This is a genomic window from Kaistella gelatinilytica (genome assembly GCF_015679325.1).
GTDB lineage: Bacteria > Bacteroidota > Bacteroidia > Flavobacteriales > Weeksellaceae > Kaistella > Kaistella gelatinilytica.
The window spans coordinates 115,361-134,478 of record NZ_JADPVI010000003.1; the positions used below are offsets into that span (position 1 = coordinate 115,361).

A 19,118-nucleotide genomic window follows, 5' to 3' on the forward strand; every position below is an offset into this window, starting at 1 on the left:
TACCTTAGATTTTAAATTAAAGCAAAAAAAAGGTTCAGAAATTCTGAACCTTTAATTATAATAAGAGTATTCTAATTATTTATTGAATTTTTCTTCAACTTTATCCCAGTTGATCACATCGAAAAATGCAGTGACGTAATCTGGTCTTCTGTTTTGATAATGCAAATAATAAGCATGTTCCCAAACATCTAATCCTAAAAGTGGCGTTCCCTGACAATCTGCAACCGGCATCAAAGGATTATCTTGATTTGGTGAAGAACAAACTGCAACTGAACCGTCTGCTTTTTTGCACAACCAAGCCCAACCGGAACCAAATCTCGTTTTCGCTGCTTCAGCAAAATCAGTTTTAAATTTATCAAAACCTCCGTAAGTTTCGATGGCTGCTTTTACATTTCCTACAGGCTCTTTGCTTCCTCCCGGAGTTAAAATTTCCCAGAAAAGAGAGTGGTTAAAATGACCGCCACCATTATTTCTAACAGCAGGTTTGTCTGTTCCTGTTTTGCAAACTTCTTCGATCGTTTTACCTTCTAAATCTGTTCCAGCAATTGCTTTGTTTAAATTATCAATATATGCTTGATGATGTTTTGTGTAATGGATCTCCATTGTTTTTGCATCAATCGTTGGTTCTAATGCGTCGTAAGCGTATCCTAATTCTGGTAATGTGAACATAATTTTTTGGTTTTAATGTTATTACCCAAAATTACTCATTAATTAGACCAATTCCAAAATAGAAACATTGTTTTAGTAAATCTTTAACATTGCTAAAAAACAAAAACCGCTCAAAAGAACGGTTTAAATATTATTATATAAAAAATTTTATCTGTTCATCGACATCAAAAATTCTTCGTTGTTTAAAGTATTTTTCATGCTTTTGTTGACAAATTCCATCGCTTCGACCGGATTCATATCAGCCAAATATTTTCTCAGGATCCACATTCTCTGTTGCGTTGTTTCATCCATCAAAAGATCATCTCTTCTCGTGCTTGATGAAACAAGATCGATCGCTGGATATGTTCTTTTGTTCGCAATTTTTCGATCCAGCTGAAGTTCCATATTTCCGGTTCCTTTAAATTCTTCGAAAATTACTTCATCCATTTTAGAACCTGTATCAATCAATGCTGTAGCGATAATGGTCAATGAACCACCACCTTCAATATTTCTTGCCGCTCCGAAAAAACGTTTTGGTTTGTGCAATGCATTCGCATCAACACCACCGGAAAGAATTTTTCCTGAAGCCGGTGTTACTGTATTATAAGCTCTCGCCAAACGTGTAATTGAATCTAATAAGATCACAACATCATGACCACATTCTACCATTCTTTGTGCTTTCGACAGCACCAGATTTGCCACTTTTACGTGTTTATCTGCAGGTTCATCAAATGTAGAAGCAATTACTTCTGCATTTACGCTTCTTTCCATATCGGTTACCTCTTCCGGTCTTTCATCGATGAGTAAGATCATCATATAAGCTTCGGGATGATTGGCTGAAATTGAATTCGCAATATCTTTCAACAACATGGTTTTACCGGTTTTCGGTTGCGCCACGATCATTGCTCGTTGTCCTTTTCCAATTGGGGTAAACAGATCGACAATTCTTGTAGAAAGTGTTGAGTTTTTTCCAGTTAAATTAAATTTTTCTTCCGGAAATAATGGCGTTAAAAATTCAAAAGAAACCCGGTCTTTAATGAATTCCATATCGCGACCATTCACTTCAGTTGGTTTTAATAAAGAGAAATATTTCTCGCCTTCTTTCGGTAAACGTACAATTCCTTTTACCGTATCACCTGTTTTCAAAGCGTAATTACGGATCTGATTCGTCGAAACGTAAACATCGTCGGGAGAAGAAATGTAAGAGAAATCGGAGGAACGCAAGAAACCGTAGTTGTCTGGAAGAATTTCAAGAACACCTTCAATCGTTACTAAACCATCGAAATTAAATTCTTTTTTCGCCGGCTCCTCGTGAGAATCTGCGTTTTGCTGATTCTTATTTTGGTTAGGGTTTTTATTTTGGTTCGGATTCCTGTTCTGATTAGGATGATGCGGTTTATTCTGATTTGGATTCTGATTAGGATTAGGGTTTTGATTCCCGTTCCCATTTTGATTTACATTCCCGTTCTGATTACCGTTTCCGTTCTGATTTACATTACCGTTTCCGTTCTGTTCCTGATTGAGATTTTGATTCGGATTCTGGTTTTTATTCTGATTCGGGTTTTGGTTTTGATTAGGATTCTGATTTGGGTTTTTCGCCTTCAGCGGTCTTACCTCAGGTTCCTTCTCTACTACCACCTCATCTGCGGAATTGTCAGCAGACATTTGCTCCTGAGCTTGTGGAGTTCGCTGTCTTTTTTTCTTCTGTTCCGAATTTTGTTGTTTCGGTTCGTCCGTTGAAAGTTGAACATTTTCCTTCTTTAAATCTTCAAAATTAGATTCTTCAACCATTGCGACCGCATTTTCTGTAATTTCGTTTGCAACAGCAACAACTTCAGCCGGTTTCTCGACTTTCTTTTTAGGTGCTGGTTTTTTTGCAACCGTTTTTTTTGGTGCAGGAGTTGAATTTTCTTCTGTGATCATAGGAGTTTGAGTGGCGTTATAATAATCTTTTGCAACTTTCGAGTTCGAAGCCTGAAAATCCAGGATTGCAAAAACTTTATCATTTTCTGTGCTATTTTTAGCAACTTTAACGCCTAAATCTTGGGTGATTTTAGCCAAATCCGTATCAGATTTCGACTTTAACGTTTCGATATTGAACATAAATTGTTATGTAAGAAATAAATTATAAGTAGGTGTAAGTAAGAAAGTTAAGTCGGGCGACTTGTCTCTTTTCAGATCATTTGTAATGCAAATCTACACTAATTTTCGAATAATGCAAAAAATTATCGCTATTTTTGCACCTCAACTTCATCATAATGTTGCAAAGAATACAGACTGTTTGGATATTTTTGGCGATTTTAGGCGCCATCTTTTTGTTCGTAACCGGACAGGATTTTTCCCTCTTCGGACCTACTCCTTTTATATCTATTGTTTGTGTAGTTATGATCTTGTTGGGATTTATAAGTATTTTAAGTTACAAAGACCGCAAAAGACAAATTCTGCTGAATAACATCGGCATTTTTATAAACGTTTTGTTGCTCGGTTTATTGGCGTATTGGTTACTCACTTTATCTGGAGGAATTCATTTTCCTGAGAAAGGTATTGAGCCGTTTTTTCCGTTTCTTTCGATCATCTGTTTGCTTATTGCAAACGTTTATATTCGAAAAGACGACAGGCTCGTAAAATCTGTAGACAGACTCCGCTAAACTCACAACGATTTTTTTTGAGTGAAACAGTTCCTTTTTAGGAGCTGTTTTTTTTATGACCAAAACTGAAAAATATTTTATCTTTAACAAAAATTATCTATGAGCAGAATTTCTTTACTTCTAGCATTAATGTTGTCCTCGCTATTTTACTCACAGGAAGTTTCAAAAGAAAGAGTAACAATTGTTCTTTCCAAACTGGCTTCTGATGAAATGAAAGGACGCGAAATTGGAACTCCCGAAAATGATTCCGCTTCGATCTATATTGCAAAGCGTTTTGAGGAGGATCAATTAGACTTTTGTACCGGAAATTCTTACCTCGTTCCCTTTCAGTACAAAGGAAAAACAGTTTACAATGTTTGCGGAATTAAGAAAGGAAAGTCCAATAAAACTCTCGCTTTCACAGCACATTTCGATCATATTGGCACAAGCGAAAACACCGAAGATAAAGTGTTCAATGGTGCAGATGATAACGCAAGTGGCGTAACCACCGTAATTGGTTTAGCTGATTTTTTTAAAACTGAAAAGCCCGATTTCTCTATGATGTTCATCGCTTTTAACGGCGAGGAAAAAGGAATGAAAGGTTCTAAAGCCATTTCCAACCTTGAAAGTTTAGAGTCGAAATACCAAAATATTACAGCTTTATTTAATTTCGAAATGGTGGCGACGGTTTCTAAATTTGGTCGGAACGCCTTATATATGACGGGTGATGAATTTTCAGATCTGGACGAACTTTTTAATGGGAGAGCGGTTAATGGCCTTCAGATATTTCCTGACCCTTATTTAGGACAAAATCTTTTTTACCGTTCCGACAACGTAAGTTTTGTGAAAAAGAAAATCATCGCGCACTCTTTTTCGACGGTAGATATGAATACTGCAACACATTACCATCAACTGAATGATGATTTAAAAGTGGTGAATTTTGATAATCTCACGCAAATAATCAATAATCTGGGAAAAACATTCGAAAAATTGAAACCGGAAAATTTTAAACCAACCTATAATAATAAGGTCGATTTTAATTAATCAGCGTCACAATTCTAAATTCCTTAATTTTGCTCCCGAAATTCCCTTAAATGAAACCATTAAAACGCATTCTTTCTATTGCAAAACCTCATCAAAGATACCTTTACGGAAGTATTATTTTTAATCTACTCTACTCTTTACTCCAGATCTTTTCCATCGTAACCATGCTTCCGATCCTGCGAATATTATTCAAGCTGGACAAAGAAGTTGACACGAACATCATTCCTGTTTACAGCGGTAGATTTGCAGATTATTTTGGGTATATGAAAGATATGGCGTATTATAAGATCCAGCTTAACATCAATGAATATGGTGCGATTCAGGTTTTAGCCTTCCTTTGTGGTCTTACTGCTGTTGCGTTTTTACTTCGAAATCTTTTTAGATATTTAGGTTCTTATCTTTTGGTGAATTACCGCGTTGGAATTACGAAAGATCTACGAACTGCGATGTACGATAAATTTTTAAAACTGCCCGTTTCCTTTTTTACAGAGCAGCGAAAAGGAGATATGATGTCGAGAATCTCCAATGATATCGGCGCCGTAGAAGGCGGAATCATGGGAAGCTTGGTCGATATTTTGAACGCTCCTTTCATGATCATTGCGTCGTTAATTACTTTATTTATTCTTTCTCCACAATTAACTTTATTTTCCCTTTTAGTCTTTCCAATAATGGGTTTGATCATTGCCTGGGTGGGAAAAAGTTTGAAAAGACAGGCAACTGCAGCACAGGAAGAGTTAGGAAATTTATTTTCTTTGGTCGATGAAACTTTGAAATCTTCCAAAGTCATTAAAATTTTTAATGCAGATAGAATTCTAAAAAACAGATTCAATACCACCACCGATAACTGGCAGAAATACGCCATCGGAATGAGTCGCAGAAGAGAACTCGCTTCACCGATGAGTGAATTTTTGGGTTCCGTAACTTTATTAATCATCACTTGGTTTGCTGGAACTGAAATCATTAACGGCACCAACAAAGACCCTGTGACTTTCTTAGCTTTTATCGGAGTTTTCTTCCAGATTTTAGATCCTGCGAAAAAATTATCAAATGCTTTTTCCTCTATTCAAGGTGGAATGGCGAGTTTAGATCGTGTCTCTGAAGTTTTAGATTACGATTTAAAGATTGATGAAATTCCAAATCCAACTCCTATATCTACTTTAAAAAATCAAATTGAATTTAAAAATATTGGTTTCTTTTACGATAAGGATAATGTTATTTTAAAGAATTTCGATCTAACGATTCCAAAAGGAAAAACCATCGCTTTGGTCGGTCAGTCAGGTTCTGGAAAAACAACGATCGCTAATTTACTGGCGCGTTTTTACGATGTTTCTGAAGGGGAAATTTTAATTGATGGGGAAAATATTAAAAATTTAAAGGTTCAGGAATACCGTCATCTTTTGGGAATGGTTACGCAGGAATCTGTTTTATTTAATGATTCCATCTTCAATAATATTTTGATGGGAAAACCCGACGCAACCGAAGAGGAAGTGATGGCTGCAGCGAAAATCGCCAATGCTCATGAATTCATTCAGAATTTACCTGAAAAATATTACACCAATATCGGTGACGACGGAAATAAACTTTCCGGCGGACAAAAACAAAGGGTTTCCATTGCAAGAGCCGTTCTGAAAAATCCACCAATAATGATTCTGGATGAAGCGACGTCTGCTTTAGATACAGAGTCTGAAAGATTTGTTCAGGATGCTTTAGAAAAAATGATGGAAAACAGAACTTCACTCGTTATTGCACACCGACTTTCAACCATTCAAAAAGCCGACTGGATCGTCGTGATGGAACGCGGAGTTGTTGTAGAGCAAGGAACTCATCTGGAATTGTTCGAGAAAAAAGGAATGTACAGAAGATTGGTTGATCTGCAGAATTTCGGGTAATTTTAACACTATAACGCTATGAAAAATTTTATTGTACTTTTTACATTGATGGGAATTTTCGCTTTTGGTCAGGAAAAAGCAAATATGGATATTTCACAAAAAAAGGAATATTCTATTTTAAAAAGTAAGATGGATTTGACAGATGTTCATTTAAATGCTGACACAATACCAGAGTTTCCGGGTGGAATAAATGCTTTTAGACAAAAATTCAACCAACTGATAGACGTATCAAATTTAGATCCAGGAAGAGGCGGGACGACGAAGACAACAGTATTTTTTATTATCGAGAAGGATGGAAATGTAAGTAATATCGCAACTATCGGTGATAAGCAATATTCAAAAGAAGCTGAAAAGGCCCTTAAACAAATAAAAAATATTTGGAAGCCTGCAATATTAAATAATGAACCTGTGAGATATTTTTTCACACTGCCCTTGACAATGAGTTTTGAATAGGTGCCAATTTTTTTGAAGTTTTTCTTACTAAATTTTAGCCTGCGAAAAAAGGCATTTTCATTATCTATAACCTAAAAGTAACATTAGTCCATAATTTTGTAATTAAGAAGATGATGGTACAACCTGCTGCATAACACAAAATATCGATCCAGCTAAAACTATTTCCAACAACGATTGCGGCGATACTTCCGGGTTTTAAACCTAAAACATCTGCGATTTTAAAATACTGTAAAACTTCAACGATCACGGAAAAAATAAAGATTCTTGTAATTAATTTTGTGCGGTTTTCAACTTTAAAAAAAGTAAGAATTAAAGTATAAATTAAGATCACCACGATAACATCGCCAAGATAAGCGCGTACGAAAAAAATATCTTTGAAGACCGTTGCAATCAACACTTCGATCAAAAATAGTAGTATTGACAGAAGAAAATATTTTAGGCTAAATTTCATTATTTTAAATTATAATGTTATTGTTTACTTTTTTCTTTTCCGAGCGGTAAGCAAAATAGGCCAGTCCGCCATAAAAGCTTCCGAAAAATAAAAATCGCCCATAATTTGTCATTACCGTTCCGTCTCCCAGTTTTACAGGATGTGTAATTCCCAAAACTTCCAAAGCATTTTCAGCTGAAATAGTGAGGATGATGACAGGAAATAAGATTAAAATTTTAAGAAATCTAAACTTTAAAATTCTGCCTTTCTCATCTTCCGAAATGTCAAATAGTAAAAATTTGTTTGCTAAAAATAGGGATAAGAAAGTATTAAAAACGATGGTATCAACGCCTAGATCTAAAAAGAAATAAATAATTCCACCAGCAAATAATAAGGAAAAGACAATAAATCTAAATTTGAAGGGAAAAAAGACCAAAAAAATAATGGGGAAAAACAACATAATGTCGTAATAAAAAAGTTCCACATATTGTTTAGCAATTTCCCTGTCAATATTATTTGCAAACACAAGAATATACAAATACTGCAACATTAGAAACACATAAGATGCGGTAAGTTCGTATTTCCAGAAAGTAAATTTATTTTGAATTCCAATCATCAAATAAGGTTATCATCAAATTAGCACTTTAATTATCTCCCAATCATTTTCTTAATCGAATTCAACTTCATCAAAGCTTCAATCGGCGTTAAAGTATTGATGTCTATTTTCAATAATTCTTCCCGAATATTTTCTAAAACAGGATCATCTAACTGGAAGAAAGAAAGTTGCATACTTTCTTCGGTAATTGATTTTGCAGAATCTTTGGAACCACTGTGTGAACGGCTTTTTTCTAAAGTTTTCAAAACTTCATTCGCGCGGTTTACAACTTTTGCCGGCATTCCTGCCAATTTCGCAACGTGAATACCGAAACTGTGTTCACTTCCACCTGACAATAATTTACGTAGAAAAATAATACTCCCTTTATGCTCCTGAATCGAAACGTGGAAGTTTTTAATGCGTTCAAAATTGACCGTCATTTCATTGAGTTCGTGATAATGGGTTGCAAATAAAGTTTTCGCCTGCGTTGGATGTTGATGCAGATATTCCGCAATCGCCCAAGCAATCGAAACTCCGTCGTAGGTTGAAGTTCCTCGTCCGATCTCGTCTAAAAGAATTAAACTTCGTTCAGAAATATTATTCAAAATATTGGCAGCTTCATTCATTTCTACCATGAATGTTGATTCACCGGAAGAAATATTATCCGTCGCGCCAACTCTCGTAAATATTTTATCTAAAACGCCAATTTCCGCATGTTTTGCCGGAACAAAACTTCCAATTTGCGCCATTAAACAAATAATGGCGGTCTGTCTTAAAATTGCCGATTTACCCGCCATATTCGGACCGGTAACCATTATTATCTGTTGAGAATCTTTCGACAAAAACAAATCGTTTGGAATATATTTTTCCCCCAAAGGCAAAGCGTTTTCAATAATCGGATGACGCGCTTCTTTCAGATCAATTTCAAAACCTTCATTCAAAACGGGCTTCGTATAAGATTCAGAAACAGCGAGTTCAGAAAGTCCAACACCACAATCGAGTTCAGCAATAATTTTAGAATTCTCCTGAATTTGATCGATGTAGATCATCACATTTTCACAAACTTTTCGATACAGTTGATGTTCTATTTTTGAAATTTTTTCTTCCGCGCCGAGAATTTGTTCTTCGTATTCTTTGAGTTCTGCCGTAATGTATCTTTCAGCATTTACCAAGGTTTGCTTGCGGATCCAGTCTTCCGGAACTTTATCTTTATGAGAATTCCTGACTTCAATAAAATAACCGAAAACATTATTGAAACTGATCTTCAAACTCGTGATTCCGGTTCGTTTGACTTCGCGGTCGCACATCTCATCCAAAAAACCCTTTCCTTTGGTTTGAAGGCCGCGCAAATGGTCGAGTTCATCTGAAATTCCGGTCTTAATGACATTCCCTTTGGAAATATTAACGGGAAGTTCTTCGTTCAAATAATCAGTCAAATAATTAATGAGTTCATCAACATTTACCAAAGGCGAGATCCACGTTAAAACCTCATCGTGACTATGAAGAAGTTCTTTAATTTTTTGAATATTAATCAGACTCTGACGAAGATAACCGACCTCTTTTGGATATATTTTTTCCGAAGCCAACTTCCCCATCAAACGATCAAGATCAGAAATCGATTTTAATAATTGTAAAATCTCATATTTCAGATTTTCTTCTTTATTAAAAAACTCAATGAGATCTAATCTTCTATTGATTTCATTCACCGATTTTAAAGGGAGAATCAATCTTCGTCGCAACAATCTTCCTCCCATCGGAGTTGAAGTTTTGTCCACAATATCCAGCAATGATTTCCCTTGAGGATGACTTGAATAAACGATTTCCAAATTTCGCAACGTGAAATGATCCATCATCAAAAAATCATCTTTCGGAATGAGTTTTATTTTGGTAATGTGCTGCAAAAGTGCATGATGCGTATCTTCAACCAAATAAGCGAAGATCGCGCCGGCTGCAACAATTCCTAATTTTAGATCATCAACGCCAAATCCTTTTAGGGAACTTGTTTTAAAATGATTGGTCAGTTTTTCATACCCGTAATTATATTGAAAAGCCCAGTCCTCTAATTTAAAAGAATTGCGGTTTTTCAATTGAGCAGGAAGTTCTGTGGTTCGCTGATAAATAATTTCGCTCGGATCAAAAGTTCCGACGATGTGAAGCAGTTGTTCCAGATTTCCTTCTGAAGTCAAAAATTCGCCGGTAGAAACATCGACCAAAGCCAGTCCGAACTTCTCCTTTGCTTTATGTATAGAAAGTAAAAAGTTATTTTTCTTGGAAGTTAAAACCTGTTCATTGAACGTTACGCCTGGAGTTACCAATTCGGTCACGCCACGTTTTACAATTCCTTTGACACCTTTTGGATCTTCAAGTTGATCACAAATCGCCACACGAAGTCCGGCTCTCACGAGTTTTGGCAAATAAGTATCCACCGAATGATGAGGAAAACCAGCGAGTTCGATATGACCTTCACCGTTGGCTCTTTTGGTTAAAACGATTCCTAAAATCTGAGAAGTTCTAATCGCATCCGTACCAAAAGTCTCGTAAAAATCTCCCACACGAAACAGCAAAAGTGCATCAGGATATTTCGCCTTGATGGTGTTGTATTGCGTCATTAAAGGAGTTTCTTTCTTTTCTTTTGCCACGGAATGGATTTTAAAAATTTATTGGAATGAAAATTAAGATTTGAAAACCTTAATTTTGCCAAAAATACGAAAATGTCATCCACAAAGAAACTGAAACTCGAAGAATTAGGAAGAATAGATGTTGAAACCTTTAAAGAAACCAAGAAAACACCACTTGTCGTGGTTTTAGATAATGTTCGGAGCATGCATAATGTGGGTGCGATTTTCAGAACGGCAGATGCTTTCTTAATTGAAAAAGTCGTATTGTGTGGAATTACACCTCAACCGCCACATCGGGAAATTCATAAAGCTGCTTTGGGCGCGACAGAAAGTGTGGATTGGATTTATGAAAAAGATATCGTTGAAGCTTTACAAAATTTAAAAAAGGAAAACTTTAAAATTATCGGAATTGAACAAACGACGAGTTCAGAAGTCATCACTGATTATCCTATTAATAAAGAGGAGAAGTACGCTTTGGTTTTGGGAAACGAAGTTGAAGGATTAAGTGACGAAGCGCTGTCTGAATATGATACTTTCTTAGAAATCCCGCAATTAGGCACGAAGCATTCTTTGAACGTTTCTGTATGTGGTGGAATTGTAATGTGGGAATTTTTTAAATATTTAAAGTAAATTTCTATTCGAATAAATGGAACGACAATCTTTAACGCAAAGACGCTAAGATTTCTTTCTATTACTTCTTTTAAATTACGAGCGCAAAGGCGTTTCACTCAGCAATGGAAAATATACTAGCTTAGAATCCAAAATTAGGTACTCTTAGCAAAACTTAAAAGCACATAAAAAAATCTCTTCCATAAAAATATGAAAGAGATTTTTTTATTATTATTTTGAAAGAATTTATCTCCAACCTCCACCTAAAGATTTATATAACTGGATCCCAGCATCTAATTTGGAAAATTCTGCATTTGAAATATTGAGTTCTGCGTTCAGTTGATTTACACTTGCATTGATCACTTCCAGATAATTTGCCAAACCATAATTTACCAGTTCCTGAGAATATTCTACGGAGTTTTTATAAGCTTCCATTTCTTTTCTTTTTAAACTGATGAATCCGTCCTGAGAATTATAAACAGTGAGAGCATCTGAAACTTCTTTTCCTGCAGTTAAAACAGAACGTCTAAAATTGAGATAGGCAACTTCTTTATTCGCCAAACTTACTTCATATTGCGTTCTGATCTGTCTCTGATTAAAAATAGGCTGCGTTAATCCCGCTACCACATTGGCAAACAAGGAATTCACACTAAACAACTGATCAATTTGACCCGACGTTATTCCACCACCTGCAGTTAATCTTAAGGCAGGATAGAAATTGGCTTTTGCCGCATTCGTTAATTCAAAAGCATTTATTAAGCGGTATTCTGAAGCTTTAACATCCGGACGGTTTGCTAGCAAATTTGCAGGATAACCCAATTGCAGACTGATCGGCATTTTCTGAGCACTGATGGTTGTTCGCTCGATGGCATGAGAAGGTTCCGCCATCAATAAACTTATCGTGTTTTCGAGCAAAGCGATCTGAACATCAATGCTGATTAACATCGACTGTGCATTAAAAACTAAAGCTTCACTTTGCTGAACCGCAACTTCTGTTAAGGTTCCGGCCTCTTTCAAAGCTTTGGTCGTCTCCAGATTTTTATTTCGTAAAGCGATCGTTGCATTTATAATTCTCTTTTGATCATCAAACGTCAACAATTGATAATAAGCGGAGGCTACAGAAGCAACCAAATCACTCTTCACCGCCTGATGCGCGGAAACTGTTCCTAAATAATTGGCGAGTTCTGCTTTCTCCTGAGATTTTAATTTTCCCCAAAGATCCAGTTCCAAACTGGAATTTGCAGTAATATCAAACTGATTTCGGTACGTTCGTCCGTTGTTCAAAAGCTGCCCGCTCTGGCTATTTAATGATTGCGTTTGAAAGGTATAATTTGGACCTGCAGAAAGTGTCGGGAAATAAGCAGCTTTGCTTTGTTTCAAGTAAGATTCTGCTGCATTGATATTTTGCAAAGCGACTCTTACATCTAAATTATTTGCTAGAGCCGTCGAAATATGTTTCTGCAAAACCGGATCGGTGAAAATTTCTTTCCAGGAGACCGTTGCCATACTTGTAGAATCTTTTGGCAACAGATCGGTGCGGAAAAGATTTTCATTGATGACTTCTTTCGGTCTTTCGTTTTTCTGGCGCGCCATACACGAAGTTAGGATCACTGCCAAAGACAGAAATGAAAGTATTTTTATATTGAAGTATTTATTCATTGTTTAAATTTTATATCAAAGTTTTTGACTTTCAATTATTCGGAAAGATTAATTTCTTTTTCTTTTAATGGAGAAACTTTTTCCTGCAAGGTCTGGAAAACAATAAATAAAATCGGGATCACCAACAATCCTAAAAAAGTTCCTATTAAAAGTCCGGTGGCGGCACCTGTAGCGATCGATCTGTTTCCGGTAGCTCCAATTCCTGAAGCGAAAACAAGTGGCAACATTCCACAGATAAATGCAAATGAAGTCATCAAAATCGGTCTAAGTCGCGCTGTTGCAGCATGTATTGCGGCATCCACGATCGTCTCACCGTGCATCCTCCTCTGGACTGCAAATTCAACGATCAAAATCGCATTCTTCGCCAGTAATCCGACGAGCATAATTAAGGCGATCTGGAAATAAATATTGTTTTCCAGGCCGAAGATCCATTGTCCGATATACGCTCCCATTACACCTAAAGGCAACGATAGAATAACCGATAGCGGTAGAATATAACTTTCATATTGTGCAGAAAGAATAAAGTAAACAAATACTAAACTCAATGCAAAAATCATTAAAGTTTGAGAACCTGAAGCTAATTCTTCCCGTGATAGACCAGTAAATTCAACGTCGTAATTCGATCCTAAATTTTCGCTTGCAACCTGCTGAACTGCTGCAAGAGCATCACCGGTACTGTAACCCAGATTATTCGCACCCGTAATTTTCACGGAGGTAAACAAGTTATATCTGCTCACACTCTGCGGTCCATACGTTTTTTCTAAAGTAACAAACTGAGAAATTGGCGTCATTGCTCCTGAACCGGTTTTCACATACATCGTATTCAAATCTTGCGGTGATTTTCGGTCATCGGGTAAAGCCTGAACAATTACTCTAAACTGTTTTCCGTATTTAGTAAAGTCAGCCGCATAAATTCCACCAATATATCCCTGCATCGTACTCAAAATATCTGAAACCGAAACGCCTGACTGTGCAGCCAAAGGAACATTGATATTCATTTGATATTGCGGATATTTCGTGTTAAAGGAGGTTTGAGAAAACTGAATTTCCGGTCGCTGCATGAGTTTTCCAATAAAGTTCTGAGAAGTGGCATCCAGATCTTTATAATCGCCACCTGCTTTATCTAAAAGCACCATTTCAAAACCTGCATTATTTCCAAAACCCGGTACTGAACCTGGCTGAAAGAATACAATTTTTGCATCGGGAATACTTGAAGCGATACCGAATAATTTTTTGGTCAGATCATCGGCAGATTCACCTTTTCCACGGTCAGAAAATGGCGTTAATTTCACAAAAGCCAAACCATTATTACTTCCATTCCCGGAGAAAAACGATCGTCCTGTAGAGATCGTTACGTTTTGAACTCCCGGAACTTTTAAGACTTTTTTCTGCAGTTCTTTCATCGCATTAAAAGTTCGTTCTTGCGATGCACCTGCAGGAAGTTCTACATTGGCAAATAAGATCCCACGATCTTCATTGGGTACAAATCCTTTTTTCATGGAAGAATTAGACCAGAAGATGAGCAAACCAGTGATAACAAAAATACCGATGGTCACCCATTTATGTTTGATCAAAAAGGAAAAGGCATTCCCATATTTCGTGGTCATTGCTTTAAAACCGATATTGAATTTATGGAAAAACTTCTCGAAGAAATTTTTCTTTTCGTATTCAAGATCGTGATTTTGTGGTTTTAAGAATAAAGAACATAAAACCGGACTTAAAGTTAAAGCGTTTACCGCAGAAATTAGAATCGCGATAATCAACGTCACCCCAAACTGTTTGTAAAATACTCCTGTTGGTCCTTTAATAAAGGTTACGGGAATAAAAACCGCTGCCATTACTAAGGTGATCGAAATAATCGCACCTGTAATTTCATCCATTGCTTCGACGGTGGCTTTTTTGGGATCTTTAATTCCGCTTTCCATCTTGGCGTGAACGGCCTCGACGACGACAATAGCATCATCAACCACAATTCCAATGGCTAAAACCAAAGCAAAAAGCGTTAATAAATTAAGGGAGTACCCAAATAAATTCAGGAAGAAAAAAGTTCCAACAATAGAAACCGGAACCGCGATCGCTGGGATCAGCGTCGATCTAAAATCCTGTAAAAAGATGAATACCACGAGGAATACCAAGACGAATGCTTCAATTAAAGTATGAACAACTTTATCGATCGAGGCTGTTAAAAATTCATTCGTGTCAAAATTGACCGTGTATTTAATTCCTTCCGGGAAATCTTTTTGGGTGCTTTCCAGATATTGGTCGATGTTATTGATAATTTCCTGTGCATTCGATCCCGGAGTTTGAAAAATCCCCATACTAATAGCCGGGTAATCACCGTTCTGGGCTAATCCGCCATAAGACAAGGCAGACAATTCTACTTTGGCAACGTCTTTCAATAGTAGATTTTGACCATTACCCAGGGATTTCAAAATGATATTATCGTACTGTTCCTGGTTATTATATTTCCCTACATATTTAATGATGTATTCGAAAGACGCACCACTATTTTGCCCGATAGATCCAGCTGCTGCTTCTCTACTCTGATCATTGATGGCGTTAGAAACATCTGTTGGAGACAAACTGTAAGCTGCCATTTTTACAGGATCTAACCAGATTCTCATGGAATAAGTTTTCCCTCCAAAAACACTCGCATCTCCAACTCCATTAATTCTTTTAATGGCCGGAATTACATTGATGTTCACATAATTCTGAATGAAAACATCATCAAATTTTTTATTTTCGGTGTAGAACGTCAGATACATCAATGCACTCGTTTGTTGTTTTTGTGTAACAACTCCTGCTCGCGTAACTTCTGACGGCAATAATGGTGTTGCTCTTGCAACTCTATTCTGTACGTTTACCGCAGCAATATCTGCATTGATTCCCTGTTTGAAGAAAATTTGAATAGAGGCTGAACCGTCGTTTCCGGCGCTTGAAGTAATGTAATCCATTCCTTCAACTCCATTAATTTGTTCTTCTAAAGGAACCACCACACTTTTCATAACCGTTTCTGCATTCGCACCTGAGTAATTTGCGGATACACTTACTGTGGGTGGCGCAATATCCGGATATTGGGTAACCGGAAGAGCGGTAAGTCCCAAAATCCCCAGGATCACGATCAGAATAGAAATTACGGTTGATAAAACCGGTCTGTTAATGAACTTTTTTATCATTAGAAAATTGGTTTTATGGTTTTTACTAAACTGTCTAAACTGATTGGCTTCGGAATGATCGCCGTTTTATCTTTGATTGCACCTGTTCCGGCAGCAACAACTTTATCTCCTTTTTTAAGTCCGGCTGTAACAATGGCCAAATTATTAACCCTTGTTTTTACCTGAACGATCGTACTTCTGGCGGTATCTTTCTCAACTTTAAATGCGTAAACAATACCTTGCTGCTCATAAGTTGCGCTTTCCGGAATGACCAAAACGTTATCGTAATATTGAGGGAAGCGGATATTTCCACTGTTACCATTGCTTAACAATTTTTCTGCATTGGGGAAACCTACGCGGAATTCAATCGTTCCTGTTTCCGGGTTGATCTGTCCGGTGATCGCTTCGATTTTTCCTTTTTCCGGATACATACTGCCATTCGCTAATTGTAATTCTACCATTGGTAAATTCCGGATTTTTTCAGGCATTGTTGCGCCTTTTGATTCTTCCAGAAAATCAAAATATTCTTTCTCATTCATCGAAAAATACGCATATACTGATTTTGTATCGGAAATCGTAGTTAAAGGAGTTGGATCTGATGGACCAACCAAACTTCCGACTTTAAACGGTAGTTTACCCACAACCCCGGAAATCGGCGCTCTGATAATTGAATAATCAATATTGGCCTGAACTCCCTGAAAATTTGCCTGAGCCTGAGAAACTCCGGCGCTCGCCTGTTGTTTTGCCGCAATTGCCTGAGAAACCTGTGCCTGTGCACGAGCAAGATTTGCCTGCGCAGTTTGCAACTGTACATTGCTGATAATATTTTTTTCAACCAAAGGTTTCAACTTATTGACCTCAACCTGCGCTGCACTTACGGCTGCCTGCGCAGCTTTTACATTCGCATCAGAAGCCGAAACATTTGATCTTGCTGCACCGACACCAGCTTTTGCGGCATTGGCCGACTGCGTCAAAATATTTGTCTCGAGGCGGAACAAAGGTTGTCCTTTCGTAACATATTGTCCTTCATCCACTAAAACCTGTGTGATATAGCCTTGAATTTTTGCACGAACATCATTATTTAAAATCCCATGAATAGAAGCTGGAAAAGTTTGATAACCTGTCACGTTTTTCGTTTCTACAGAAACCACAGGATATGGCATTGCGCCCGGTTTTTTCGGAGCTTCTTTTTTACACCCGATTATCGTAAGAGCCGATAAAGAAAGGAGAATGATTTTATTTTTCATGAATTTAATTTTATAATTGAGGTTCAATGCTTTGTTTGAATGAGGTTATAATTTTTTCTTATTTAAAGTTGAGGAAGCGTTTCTTTGATATTCGTAATATTCTTATTAAAGAGACGCGTATAAATTTCAAATTTTCGCAGCGCACTTTCGTCGCTTGTATTTCGAAAATCTTTGAGGTTGTGCAGGATTGATAATTCACGTTCCATTTTTTCGATGATCTCTTCAAAACGGATTTTCATAAAGTTTTCATTCATTACGAAAAAACGTTTTCTTTCATCGATTTTATTAAAGTCATTAATGATATTTAGATTCAATAGTAAATTGAGATTGGAGGAAACGGAACTTTTACTGGCTGAAAAAACATCAACAAACTTATCGAAGCAGACGCCTTTTCTCTCAAAATCAAAAATCAGGTACGCATAAATTTTTGCAGCAAGTGGCGGTATATGGAAGACGTCTCCATAAAAATTAACCATTTCACTAAAAATTTCTTTGTCGATTTTCATTACTAGATTTAAAATTAATGCGCAAAATTACATTTTAGTTCTGAACCAAACGAACCAAATATAAATTTTATGACTTTTTTATGATTTACATAACAAATCATCACAAATTTTAAGAATTATGTTTAACTAAAATTAGAGATATGCGTTTAGAAAACCAAAAATCATTAAACCAATTCTACATTTATTTCACTAATTTTGTTAGATGGATTTAAGAGATCAACTCAAAAATATTTTTCCTGACCATGAAGAGCAGGATTTCGAAATGCCCGTAGAAAAATTTGTTCAGAAAGAACCTCTCATTTGTAAGTTTGAAAAAAAAGGCAGACATGGAAAACCGGTGACTTTAGTTGAAGGTTTCGAAGGCAATGACGATGAGCTGAAAAAGATCTCAAAAAAAATAAAAACAACTTTGGGAATCGGTGGCTCAGAAAAAGATGGAATTATTATTATTCAAGGTGACAACCGCGATAAGATCATGGTGATCTTGAAAGAAATGGGTTATAAGACCAAGAGAGTTGGAGGGTGATTTTTGATGAGTAATGAGTAATGAGTAATGAGTAATGAGTAATGAGTAATGAGTAATGAAAAATACTTTTAATTCTACAAAACCATCTGCAGCCCGACTTGAGTGGATCCCGATGTAAAATCGGGAGGGAACGGAAGGTCTCGTCTTTAAGGACGAGACCCAAATAAAAATTTAAAAATAAAAAAAATGTACTATGCTTAATAAATTAGCTGCATCAGAATTGGTGCTCAATGACGATGGAAGTGTTTATCACTTAAACTTATTGCCAGAAGATATTGCGGGAAAAATTATGTTGGTTGGTGATCCTGACCGTGTACCAAAAGTTTCGAAATATTTTGACAAGATTGAAATCAAGAAAAACAAAAGAGAATTTTATACACACACTGGAACTTTGCGCGGTGAAAGAATCACGGTTATGTCAACCGGAATTGGGACTGAAAATATCGATATCGTGATGAACGAATTGGATGCTTTGGTGAATATTGATTTGAAAAACAAAGAATTCAAAACCGATCATACGGCTTTGGAACTTTTCAGAATGGGAACTTGCGGAAGTGTGAATCCTGATGTGGAAGTTGACAATATGTTGGTGACAGAAAACGTGGTTGGTCTTGATGGTTTACTTCATTTTTACCAGGATTATGCTTTTGAAAATGAGTTCTCCAGAAACTTTATGGCGAAATTCCCGTACGAGAAAATCAAACCGATGTTGTATTTTTCTGACTGGGCTAAAGAAATGGGCGAATATTATAAGGACGCAAAATACCACGGAAATACGGCGACTTTTCCAGGTTTCTATGCACCACAAGGACGTCAACTGCGTTTGAAAGCGCTCGATGATCAGTTTTTGGAAACCTTAAATGATTTAGGCGTAACGAATTTCGAGATGGAAACTTCTGCGATCTACGGACTTTCTAAATTACTGGGCCACAAAGCGATCACGGTAAATTCGGTTATTGCGAACAGAAGAAGAGGCGAATTTTCTGCGGATCATGCAGCTTCTGAGAGAAATATGATCGAGTGGGTTTTGGATCGGATTATTAAATAAGAGTAATGAATGATTTTAAACTCTTCATCTGATTTTTAGCTTTAGTAATAACTGTATTTTTATT

The 19,118-nt window shown here is 36.6% G+C and carries 16 protein-coding genes; 7 read left to right on the top strand and 9 right to left on the bottom strand.

Annotated elements, in window-relative coordinates:
- Positions 1–75: 75 nt before the first annotated feature.
- Both IV494_RS11370 and rho read right to left on the bottom strand, forming a co-directional pair.
- Positions 76–672 carry a superoxide dismutase gene (locus IV494_RS11370; protein ID WP_317193011.1) on the bottom strand — a complete coding sequence of 199 codons (597 nt, stop codon included), beginning with the start codon at positions 670–672 and terminating at the stop codon, positions 76–78.
- Between the two features lie 144 nt (positions 673–816).
- Positions 817–2,751 carry a transcription termination factor Rho gene (gene rho, locus IV494_RS11375; RefSeq protein ID WP_196080264.1) on the bottom strand — a complete coding sequence of 645 codons (1,935 nt, stop codon included), beginning with the start codon at positions 2,749–2,751 and terminating at the stop codon, positions 817–819.
- A gap of 155 nt (positions 2,752–2,906) precedes the next feature.
- On the opposite strand from rho, the gene IV494_RS11380 reads away from it, so the two are divergent.
- The 4 genes from IV494_RS11380 (at position 2,907) to IV494_RS11395 (ending at position 6,661) form a co-directional block, all read left to right on the top strand.
- Positions 2,907–3,296: a DUF4293 family protein gene (locus tag IV494_RS11380; protein WP_196080265.1), complete on the top strand. Its 390-nt coding sequence runs from the start codon at positions 2,907–2,909 to the stop codon at positions 3,294–3,296.
- 99 nt (positions 3,297–3,395) lie between these two features.
- Positions 3,396–4,319 carry a M28 family metallopeptidase gene (locus IV494_RS11385; protein ID WP_196080266.1) on the top strand — a complete coding sequence of 308 codons (924 nt, stop codon included), beginning with the start codon at positions 3,396–3,398 and terminating at the stop codon, positions 4,317–4,319.
- A gap of 50 nt (positions 4,320–4,369) precedes the next feature.
- Positions 4,370–6,208, top strand: a complete 1,839-nt coding sequence (locus IV494_RS11390; protein WP_196080267.1) for an ABC transporter ATP-binding protein — start codon at positions 4,370–4,372, stop codon at positions 6,206–6,208.
- A gap of 18 nt (positions 6,209–6,226) precedes the next feature.
- Positions 6,227–6,661 (top strand): energy transducer TonB, encoded by a 435-nt coding sequence (locus IV494_RS11395; RefSeq protein ID WP_196080268.1) that lies wholly within the window; start codon positions 6,227–6,229, stop codon positions 6,659–6,661.
- A 64-nt stretch (positions 6,662–6,725) separates the two neighbouring features.
- Here the strand turns inward: IV494_RS11395 and IV494_RS11400 are convergent, their stop codons facing one another.
- The 3 genes from IV494_RS11400 to mutS are packed head-to-tail and all read right to left on the bottom strand — an operon-like array spanning position 6,726 to position 10,325.
- Entirely contained in the window at positions 6,726–7,112 is a 387-nt protein-coding gene (locus tag IV494_RS11400) for a ribosomal maturation YjgA family protein (RefSeq protein ID WP_196080269.1), read from the bottom strand.
- Between the two features lie 4 nt (positions 7,113–7,116).
- Complete coding sequence (locus IV494_RS11405; protein WP_196080270.1) at positions 7,117–7,707, bottom strand: hypothetical protein; 591 nt, start codon at positions 7,705–7,707, stop codon at positions 7,117–7,119.
- Positions 7,708–7,739: 32 nt separating this feature from the next.
- A complete protein-coding gene (mutS, locus tag IV494_RS11410; protein ID WP_196080271.1) occupies positions 7,740–10,325 on the bottom strand; it encodes a DNA mismatch repair protein MutS in 2,586 nt (861 codons plus the stop codon).
- A gap of 72 nt (positions 10,326–10,397) precedes the next feature.
- On the opposite strand from mutS, the gene IV494_RS11415 reads away from it, so the two are divergent.
- On the top strand, positions 10,398–10,934 hold the full coding sequence (locus IV494_RS11415; protein WP_196080272.1) for an RNA methyltransferase: 537 nt from the start codon (positions 10,398–10,400) through the stop codon (positions 10,932–10,934).
- Between the two features lie 225 nt (positions 10,935–11,159).
- Here IV494_RS11415 and IV494_RS11420 read toward each other — a convergent pair whose 3' ends face one another.
- From IV494_RS11420 to IV494_RS11435, 4 genes are all read right to left on the bottom strand, one after another.
- On the bottom strand, positions 11,160–12,572 hold the full coding sequence (locus IV494_RS11420) for an efflux transporter outer membrane subunit (protein WP_196080273.1): 1,413 nt from the start codon (positions 12,570–12,572) through the stop codon (positions 11,160–11,162).
- Positions 12,573–12,607: 35 nt separating this feature from the next.
- Positions 12,608–15,748, bottom strand: a complete 3,141-nt coding sequence (locus IV494_RS11425) for an efflux RND transporter permease subunit (RefSeq protein ID WP_196080274.1) — start codon at positions 15,746–15,748, stop codon at positions 12,608–12,610.
- Positions 15,748–16,974, bottom strand: coding sequence for an efflux RND transporter periplasmic adaptor subunit (locus IV494_RS11430; RefSeq protein ID WP_196080275.1), 1,227 nt, complete (start codon positions 16,972–16,974; stop codon positions 15,748–15,750). The genes IV494_RS11425 and IV494_RS11430 overlap by 1 nt, the downstream gene beginning before the upstream one ends.
- Positions 16,975–17,036: 62 nt before the next feature.
- The gene (locus tag IV494_RS11435; protein WP_196080276.1) at positions 17,037–17,480 is read right to left on the bottom strand and encodes a transcriptional regulator; all 444 of its coding nucleotides are present in this window, start codon (positions 17,478–17,480) and stop codon (positions 17,037–17,039) included.
- A 202-nt stretch (positions 17,481–17,682) separates the two neighbouring features.
- On the opposite strand from IV494_RS11435, the gene IV494_RS11440 reads away from it, so the two are divergent.
- A complete protein-coding gene (locus IV494_RS11440; protein WP_196080277.1) occupies positions 17,683–18,006 on the top strand; it encodes a translation initiation factor in 324 nt (107 codons plus the stop codon).
- Between the two features lie 193 nt (positions 18,007–18,199).
- Entirely contained in the window at positions 18,200–19,054 is an 855-nt protein-coding gene (locus IV494_RS11445) for a nucleoside phosphorylase (RefSeq protein WP_196080278.1), read from the top strand.
- The last annotated feature ends 64 nt before the right edge of the window (positions 19,055–19,118 follow it).